An 8,911-nucleotide genomic window follows, 5' to 3' on the forward strand; every position below is an offset into this window, starting at 1 on the left:
GTTTGCGTGTTTAAACAAGTAATTTTTCAAAAATACGCTCCATCGATACAGCATAGCCTAATTTTTCTTTTAGGTCTGCTATAGAAATGCGCTCCTGACTCATTGTGTTGCGATCACGTACGGTTACCGTATCGTCTTCCATCGTTTGGTAATCAATCACCACACAATAAGGGGTTCCTATTAAATCCTGACGAGTATAACGCTTTCCAATGGCGCCACCCTCATCGTAGGTAGTATTAAAGGCAAATTTCAGTGAACGGTTGATTTCCTGAGCTTTTTCAGCGAGACCATCTTTTTTCACTAAGGGCAATACCGCCACCTTGATAGGGGCAATTGCTGGGTGTAAATTAAGGTAAATTCTTTGTTTTTGTTGATCTCCTTCACCAACTATTTCTTCTGTGTAGGCATTACATAAGACAGCCAAGAACAAACGGTCAGCTCCAACCGATGTTTCAATCACATAAGGAATGTAGTTTTCGTTGATTTCTGGATCAAAATATTGTTGTTTTTTTCTAGATAAATCTTGATGTGCTTTCAAATCAAAATCTGTTCTAGAGTGAATACCTTCCATTTCTTTGAAGCCAAATGGGAATTCATATTCAATATCCACTGCGGCATTGGCATAATGCGCCAATTTCTCATGGTCATGGAATTTCAACTTCGACGCAGGTAAACCTATGGCCTGATGGAATTTCATACGTACTTCTTTCCAGGCAGCATACCATTCCATTTCTGTACCAGGGCGAACAAAGAATTGCATTTCCATTTGTTCAAATTCACGCATGCGGAAAATAAAGTTTCTCGCTACAATCTCGTTACGGAATGCCTTTCCTATTTGAGCAATACCAAACGGAACCTTCATGCGGCCCGTTTTTTGTACATTCAGAAAATTAACAAATATTCCCTGTGCTGTTTCTGGACGTAAATAAATTAGGCTAGCATCTTCGGATACGGCTCCCACTTGCGTAGAAAACATCAAATTAAATTGACGCACCTCAGTCCAGTTAGCTGTATTGGATATAGGGCAGGTGATGTTTTCATCGATGATGAGTTGCCTCACTGCTTCTAAATCTCCTGCATCTAAGGCTTTGGCCATTTTTTGTAGGAGGGCTTTGCCAACTTCCTCTTTTCCTTCTGCCTCATATTGAGCTGCACGGTCCTCTAATAAAGTATCTGCCCTGTACCTTTTCTTGGAATCTTTATTGTCGATCATCGGGTCATTGAATGAATCCACGTGACCGGAAGCTTTCCAAGTAAGGGGATGCATGAATATAGATGCATCGATACCTACAACATTATCATTTAGCATGGTCATGGCTTTCCACCACACCATTTTTAAATTATTTTTTAGTTCAACACCATTTTGGCCGTAATCATATACTGCCTGTAAACCATCATAAATTTCTGAGGAAGGAAAAACGAAGCCATATTCTTTGGCATGCGATATAATATCCTTTAAAGCTGAGGCGGTGTCTTGTTTTTTATTTTCCATTAAAGCAATCAAATTAGGGCGCAATTTACCGAAAAGAATGAAAGTATGAGGCTTGGCTATTGAATTTTCTTAATTTTACGGCGCTATTTGCGACCAATGGACAAAATTCTCTGCATTCGTTTTTCATCTTTAGGTGATATTATCCTTACAAGTCCCATCATTCGGGCCTTGAAACAACGATATCCGCAAGCAGAAATTCATGTGGTGACCAAACAAGCCTATGCCAATTTGTGGGATGGAAATCCTTACGTTCATCAAGTGCATACCTACCGAGGTAGCCTTTGGCAATTAGCCTCTTCCTTACGAAAAGTGGGTTTTGATGCGGTCATTGACTTGCACAAAAATGTACGTTCCCATCTTTTATGCCTTTTATTGGGTAAAAAACCTTATCAGATTGACAAGTTTACTCGGGAGCGCAAGCTTCTGGTGAAAAAGAAAATCAACCTTCTCCCTAAAAAGCATTTGGTCGACCGTTATTTTGATTCCTTACAAGATTTGGATATTCATTCGGATGGACAAGGACTGGATTATTTTATACCTGAGGGGAAGGCGGTTAAACCTACTGATTTTGGAATAGAAGGTAAATATGTTGTGTATGCCATTGGAGCTCAATATGTTACTAAGGTTTTGTCTTATCCCAAAATGATTGAATTGTGTGATAGGATAGAAGGAAAGCTGGTATTAATTGGGGACAAATGGGATGAAAATTTTGGATATCGATTATCCACTTTGTTTCCAGATAAGGTGATAAATTTATGTAATAAAACAACTGTGGCGGCATCTGCCTCGTTAATGCAACAAGCCGAATTTGTCATAGCTCATGATTCTAGCATGATGCATATTGCCGCTGCTTTGAAAAAGCAATTGTTTGTCTTGTGGGGTGCGACTCACGCAGATTTTGGTTTTTATCCATATCAAACTGAGTTTACGTCCATTGAAAATACCGAAATTACTTGTCGGCCCTGTTCCACCCAAGGAGCAAATTATTGTCCATTGGGACATTTTGACTGTTTAAATAAGATTTCTTTAGACCCCATTATTAGCGCTTCTCAAAAATTATGAAAAACGTATCTTTTGCCTTAGTTCAATTGTCTGTTTCAGAAAATTTAACTGAAAACTGGAATAAAACTATACAATCCATTCGTGATGCCGCTGCAAAAGGGGCGCAGGTGATTTGCTTGCAAGAATTATTTAAATCGATCTATTTCTGCTATGAAGAAAATCCTCGGTTTTTTGAATTGGCGGAAGCCATTCCAGGGCCTAGCACAGATGCATTAGGGGAATTAGCTAAAGAGTTGAATGTGGTGATTATCGCCTCTTTGTTCGAGAAAAGAGCGGCCGGTTTATATCATAATACCACAGCCGTAATTGATGCAGATGGTGCCTATTTAGGTAAGTATAGGAAAATGCATATTCCGGATGATCCGGGGTATTATGAAAAATATTATTTCACCCCAGGAGATTTAGGTTATCAGGTGTACCAAACAAAATTTGCTAAGATTGGGGTTTTGATTTGCTGGGACCAATGGTACCCCGAGGCAGCTCGTTTGACGGCATTGAATGGAGCTGAGGTTTTGGTTTATCCAACGGCCATTGGTTGGGATTTGGAAGAGAAAAATGGGGAAATCAATCGGGAACAATACCAGGCCTGGCAAACGATTCAACGCAGCCATGCGATTGCTAATGGCATTCCAGTAGTTTCGGTGAACCGGGTGGGTATAGAAAATGGACAACAATTTTGGGGTGGGAGTTTCGTCTCCAACGCATTTGGGAGGGTAATGTATCAAGCACCGCATGACCAAGAAGAGATTGCTGTGTTATCAGTGGACGTAGAATCCAGCGAGTATTATCGTAAAACCTGGCCTTTCTTCCGCGATAGGCGAATAGACTCCTATAGTGAAATTGTTAAAAGGTTTGGGGAGTGAGAATGGAGAATTAAGAATGGAGAATGTAGAATTAAGAATGTAGAATTAAGAATGTAGATTGGAGAATGGAGAATGTAGAATGGAGATTGTGGAGAGGAGTAATAAAAATTCTACATTCTACATTCTTAATTCTTCATTCCAAAAGATCCCCCAAAAACATCAAATACGGTGCTAGGGCTTCTGAGTCCATATCCTGGAAGCGATGGTAATGACCACCTAGAAGATTATGAAGTGTAGGTTTTAGTCGCTTCCAACGAGCTTTGGGTAGATGTCCTCTTCTTTCTAAATATTCGATTTTGGTATCTAATGGCTCTAAAGAAAGTTGTGGATTGCTTGCCAGCATGGCTTCCCTAACTTGACAAAGGAATGCCCAGCTTTTCTGGTAGGGAGCTAATTTATCCTCATGAGAGCGACTCATTCGATCAACCATGGTAGGAGGTTTTCCCTCTGAACCTTTGACGCCTACTTGCTGCTCTGAATGCAAACGGTAGTGAACATAGGTAGCTGGAATAAAATCAATTTTATTTTCTGCTGCTGCCATTATTCCCAACCAAGCATCATGTAAGAAGGAGTCTGGAAGTGAACTAGGGAAGGGGCATACTCTTTCAAAATAGGACTTTCTAATTCCCATGGTACATCCTGTTACCCGATTTCCATCTAACAGAATTTCAAGGGATTTACCATTTTTCCATTCTTGTTGCTGCTTGGGCCGAAAGCGAAAAGATTGCCAGAGTTGCTTTCCTGAGGTTTGACCAAATTCATCTACCAATAGGGCATCAGTAAATATGGCGTCTACGTCTGGATGTAAATTAAAATAGGTATACACGCGCTCCAGCTTTTGAGGAACCCAATAATCATCTTGGTCAGCGGGAAAAATAATGTCACCCTGACAAAGCGACATGGCCTTTTCGAAGTTACGGTAGGTACCTAATCTTGTAGGGTTTTTATGAATTTTAAGGGGTAATTTGTCGGAAAATTGTTCTAAAATAGCCAGCGTTTGATCAGTAGAACCTTCATCGCAAACGATGATTTCATCGGCTTGCAAGGTTTGATCTACGAAGCTACTTAGTTGTGTTCTTAAAAACTTTTCCCCATTACGGGTACATAATGCGATGGATATTTTCACAATTTATACTTTAATGGGCCTCCAACCAATTTGCTCCAACTCCAATACCCGTTTCAATGACTACGCCCAAATCAAGGGCAGAACACATGATTTTGTCAATTCTCTCACGAAGGTAGCCAATTTCATCCACATGAGCATCAAATACAAGTTCGTCATGTACCGTCAAAATCATTTTCGATTTTAGATTTTCTTTCCACAAAAAGTCTTGAATTTGTATCATCGCTACTTTTATCATATCTGCAGCAGAACCTTGAATAGGAGCATTGATTGCATTTCGCTCAGCAAATCCACGTTCATTCATATTGGGCGAAAGAATATCCTTTAAATACCGTCTTCTTCCTAATACTGTTTCTACATAGCCCAAATCCCTAGCTTTCGCTATACTTTGGTCCATATACGACTTTACCTTGGGAAACTCAATGAAGTATTGGTCGATAATCTCTTTGGCTTCGGTTCTTGAAATACCAATTTGTGCAGCTAAGCCAAAGGCAGACACGCCATATATGATTCCAAAATTGACCGTTTTGGCTTTCCTTCTCATATCCGAACTTACTTCTTCCAATGGAACTTGAAATACTTTCGCAGCAGTTGCTTTATGTACATCCAATCCTTTATTGAAGGCCTCACACATGGATTCATCCTGGGAAAAGGCCGCCATGATCCGCAGTTCAATCTGAGAATAATCGGCAGAAAGTATTTGATATTCTTCATTTCTAGGAATAAAAGCCTTCCTAATTTCTCTTCCCCTTACTGTGCGGATCGGGATGTTTTGCAAGTTGGGGTCCTTGGAGGATAATCGACCAGTAGCAGTTACGGCCTGCATGAAGGAGGTGTGAATTCGACCTGTTTTAGGTGATATCAATTGAGGTAAGGCATCCACATAAGTGGACTTCAGTTTTTGTAACTCCCTGAAATCCAATATCAAAGAAGCTATTTTGTGTTCTCCCTCTAATTTGGAAAGAATCTCTTCCCCAGTCATATATTGACCAGTTTTGGTCTTTTTAGCCTTGGGGTCTAATCGAAGTTTTTCAAATAATACTTCGCCTAACTGTTTAGGTGAAGCGATATTGAACGATTCACCTGCTAATTCAAATATCTGTTTTTGAACTTCCTGGGAATCTTTTTCCAGGGTATTCGACATGTCTTGTAAAAAGGGAATGTCCAATAACACACCCTCTCTTTCAATAGTAGACAAAACCCTTGCCAAAGGCATCTCAACCTCTTTAAATAGCTGAATGGTTTTATCGTTGCTAGCCAGTAACTTATCTAAATGGGGCTTAATTTGCCAAGTGATATCGGCATCTTCAGCCGCATATTCTTTGACTAATTCCACATCCACATCACGCATATTGCCCTGTTTTGCCCCTTTTTTGCCAATTAACTTTTCAATGGACATAGGTTCATAATGCAAATAGCTCATGGACATGGCATCCATATTATGGCGTTTTTCTGGTTCAATCAAATAGTGGGCCAACATGGTATCATAGGTTTCACCTTTGATTTCTATACCATAATTGGCCAACACACTCATATCGTATTTGATATTTTGGGCAATTTTTTGAATTTGTTCATTGGCAAATAACTCTTTAAACAAGTCAATTTGCTGCTGACAGGCTGCTTTATCCTCAGGAAAAGGGATGTAAAAGGCTTCTCCCTTGCGATAGGCAAAAGACATTCCCACTAATTCCGCATCGATGGCATTGATGTTGGTCGTTTCTGTATCAAAACAAAAGGATGATTGTCTCGCCAAATAGGAAATCAAGCCTTTGATTGCCGCTTCACCTTGAACTAAATGGTATTGGTGCGGGGTATTTTCTAGGGTATTGAAGGACTGATAGGATAATGAGTCGTCCTCATCGTTTGAATCACTTTCAGCTGAAATAGCTGGGCTAGGCGATGCAGGGCTAGGACTACCAAACATATCCATTTGATTGGCCGCTACTTTCGGACTAGCCTTTACCTTAGGTGCAGTAGGTTCAGGGCTAGCTTCTTCACCTAAGATTCTTTTTCTCAAAGTTCGGAATTCCAACTCCTCTAATAATGGCTCCAACAAGGCTTTATTGGGCGGTGTATAAAGTAATTTCTCCTCCTCATATTCAAGCGGAACCTCACATAAGATTCTAGCCAAATGCTTGGATAAAATACCTTGCTCTTTGAAATTAACGAGGTTTTCTTGTAGTTTTCCTTTCAGCTGATCCGTATTTTCTAATAGGTTTTCCAGAGAACCAAATTGCTCAATGAGCTTTTGAGCTGTCTTTTCTCCTACACCTGGAATGCCTGGAATATTATCTACTGCATCACCCATTAATCCTAGCATATCGATTACTTGATCTACATGCTGTATATTCCAACGGGCACAAACTTCCTCTGGACCTAATATTTCAACGCCTTTACCCATGAAGGCAGGCTTATACATTTTAATTCTTTCCTCGACCAATTGCCCGTAATCCTTGTCAGGTGTCATCATATAAACCACGATATCCGGATTGGCTTTCACCGCTTTTTTGGCGATGGTTCCAATGATGTCATCTGCCTCATAGCCATCCATAATTAGGAGCGGGATGTCCATGGCTTCTACCAAACGTTTTACATAAGGAATGGCGATGGTAATATCCTCTGGCTGAACCTGACGCTGTGCTTTATAGGGAGTATATTCCACATGGCGAAAAGTAGGAGCCGAAGTGTCAAAGGCAACACCCAAATAATCAGGCTTTTCCTTTTGGATAACTTCTAAAATGGTGTTTGTAAAGCCAAATACGGCACTGGTATTGATTCCTTTTGATGAGATTCTGGGAGTTTTAGCAAATGCAAAATGGGCACGATAAATCAAGGCCATTGCATCAAAAAGGAATAATTTTTTCATATATTTAATGATTATTAGATAGGCTTTTGGAGCCTAAACAAAGATAAGGAATAAATACTCGAATTATGAATTTAGCAGACCTAAGAGAAAATTATCAAAAAGGAGAATTGTTAGAAAGTAAAGTCCACCCAAACCCATTGGAGCAGTTTAAAATCTGGTTTAAAGAAGCTCAAAATGCAGAATTACCAGAGCCAAATGCCATGTTTTTAAGCACTTTGGGAAAGGATATGCGTCCATCTGGTCGCATTGTTTTATTAAAATATGTTGACCGAGGTTTTTCCTTTTTTACGAATTATTTTTCAAGAAAAGGGCAAGATATGGCGCATCACGACAAAGCCTCCATCACTTTTTTCTGGCCCGAGTTAGAGAGACAAATACGCATAGAAGGGCATGTAGAAAAAGTAGATGAAATGTTATCGACCGAATATTTTCAGTCTCGTCCAAGAGCTTCGCAAATTGGAGCTTGGGTTTCTGAGCAAAGTGCCAAAATTCCGAATCGTGAATTTTTAGAGGAGCGTTACTCAGCATTAGAAAAACAATACGAAGGGCAAGATATTCCTAAACCAGCGCATTGGGGAGGATATGAATTAATTCCTGATTATATGGAATTTTGGCAAGGTCGCCCTTCACGCCTTCATGACCGTGTGGTTTATGAACTGCAGGATGGAAATTGGGAGAGGTATCGGATTGCGCCGTAATACAGTCTTTGCGGTTTAGGGATTAGGGTTTAGGGTTGAGGGATTAGGGATTAGGGTTTAGGGTTGAGGGATTAGGGATTGGGGTTTAGGGATTAGGGATTGGGGATTAGGGATTAGGGTTTAGGGATTAGGGATTGGGGTTTAGGGATTGTGTAATTTTACTTAATACCTTTGGCCTTTTTAATTATACTTGTTAGAATTTTTATGATTTCAATTCCATCCGATGTATATATTCTAAATTCTTCAATTTTTAAGTAATTTGATTGGTACAGTAATTCCAACCAATATAAAGATTCATTGATTTCTTTTTGGGCTATGGCCATTTTATGAATAAAATCGGGTTTGGATTCTGCATATTCGGCCTCTCTTATCATGGCACCTACGCTAGTGGAACTTCTAATAAATTGTTTCGAGAGTATAAATTCTTTTCTCTTTTGAATTAGACATTGATATAGCCTAACGGATTTCAACGCAAATTGAAAAGTTTTATTTTTAATATTATTTGATTCCATGGCATTTATTTATGAAATCAAAATTCACTTAAAATTGTTAATTATTTTAGTTTGTCCAATAGATTATCAAGTCCTTGATTACTCTATACCTAATAACTAAACACTAATAACTAACCCCTAATCCCTAACAACTAACCCCTTATAACTAACCCCTAATAACTAACTCCTAATAACTAACCCCTAATAACTAACTCCTAATAACTAACTCCTAATAACTAACTCCTAATAACTAACTCCTAATAACTAACTCCTAATAACTAACTCCTAATAACTAACTCCTAATAACTAACTCCTA

Annotated in this window: 7 protein-coding genes; 3 read left to right on the top strand and 4 right to left on the bottom strand. The window is 39.3% G+C overall.

The window, feature by feature from the left end:
- Nucleotides 1-10 precede the first annotated feature (10 nt).
- Entirely contained in the window at nt 11-1,492 is a 1,482-nt protein-coding gene (locus SKC36_RS00510) for a glycine--tRNA ligase (protein ID WP_459463946.1), read from the bottom strand.
- A gap of 96 nt (nt 1,493-1,588) precedes the next feature.
- Between SKC36_RS00510 and SKC36_RS00515 the strand changes: the two genes are divergently transcribed.
- Both SKC36_RS00515 and SKC36_RS00520 read left to right on the top strand, forming a co-directional pair.
- Nucleotides 1,589-2,554, top strand: coding sequence for a glycosyltransferase family 9 protein (locus SKC36_RS00515; RefSeq protein WP_459463948.1), 966 nt, complete (start codon nt 1,589-1,591; stop codon nt 2,552-2,554).
- Complete coding sequence (locus tag SKC36_RS00520) at nt 2,551-3,417, top strand: carbon-nitrogen hydrolase (protein WP_459463950.1); 867 nt, start codon at nt 2,551-2,553, stop codon at nt 3,415-3,417. The genes SKC36_RS00515 and SKC36_RS00520 overlap by 4 nt, the downstream gene beginning before the upstream one ends.
- A gap of 133 nt (nt 3,418-3,550) precedes the next feature.
- Here SKC36_RS00520 and SKC36_RS00525 read toward each other — a convergent pair whose 3' ends face one another.
- A complete protein-coding gene (locus SKC36_RS00525; RefSeq protein ID WP_459463952.1) occupies nt 3,551-4,543 on the bottom strand; it encodes a glycosyltransferase family 2 protein in 993 nt (330 codons plus the stop codon).
- A 10-nt stretch (nt 4,544-4,553) separates the two neighbouring features.
- Nucleotides 4,554-7,406, bottom strand: coding sequence for a DNA polymerase I (polA, locus tag SKC36_RS00530; protein ID WP_459463954.1), 2,853 nt, complete (start codon nt 7,404-7,406; stop codon nt 4,554-4,556).
- Between the two features lie 65 nt (nt 7,407-7,471).
- On the opposite strand from polA, the gene pdxH reads away from it, so the two are divergent.
- A complete protein-coding gene (gene pdxH / locus SKC36_RS00535; RefSeq protein WP_459463956.1) occupies nt 7,472-8,104 on the top strand; it encodes a pyridoxamine 5'-phosphate oxidase in 633 nt (210 codons plus the stop codon).
- Nucleotides 8,105-8,262: 158 nt separating this feature from the next.
- Here the strand turns inward: pdxH and SKC36_RS00540 are convergent, their stop codons facing one another.
- Nucleotides 8,263-8,616, bottom strand: coding sequence for a four helix bundle protein (locus tag SKC36_RS00540; protein ID WP_459454873.1), 354 nt, complete (start codon nt 8,614-8,616; stop codon nt 8,263-8,265).
- Nucleotides 8,617-8,911: the final 295 nt, after the last annotated feature.

The organism is Aquirufa sp. OSTEICH-129A (assembly GCF_054558355.1).

Excerpts from the sequence above, each read along its gene's own strand:
- SKC36_RS00510 (WP_459463946.1), bottom strand. The coding sequence starts at position 1,492 with ATGGAAAATAAAAAACAAGACACCGCCTCAGCTTTAAAGGATATTATA.
- SKC36_RS00515 (WP_459463948.1), top strand. The coding sequence starts at position 1,589 with ATGGACAAAATTCTCTGCATTCGTTTTTCATCTTTAGGTGATATTATC.
- SKC36_RS00520 (WP_459463950.1), top strand. The coding sequence starts at position 2,551 with ATGAAAAACGTATCTTTTGCCTTAGTTCAATTGTCTGTTTCAGAAAAT.
- polA (WP_459463954.1), bottom strand. The coding sequence starts at position 7,406 with ATGAAAAAATTATTCCTTTTTGATGCAATGGCCTTGATTTATCGTGCC.
- pdxH (WP_459463956.1), top strand. The coding sequence starts at position 7,472 with ATGAATTTAGCAGACCTAAGAGAAAATTATCAAAAAGGAGAATTGTTA.
- SKC36_RS00540 (WP_459454873.1), bottom strand. The coding sequence starts at position 8,616 with ATGGAATCAAATAATATTAAAAATAAAACTTTTCAATTTGCGTTGAAA.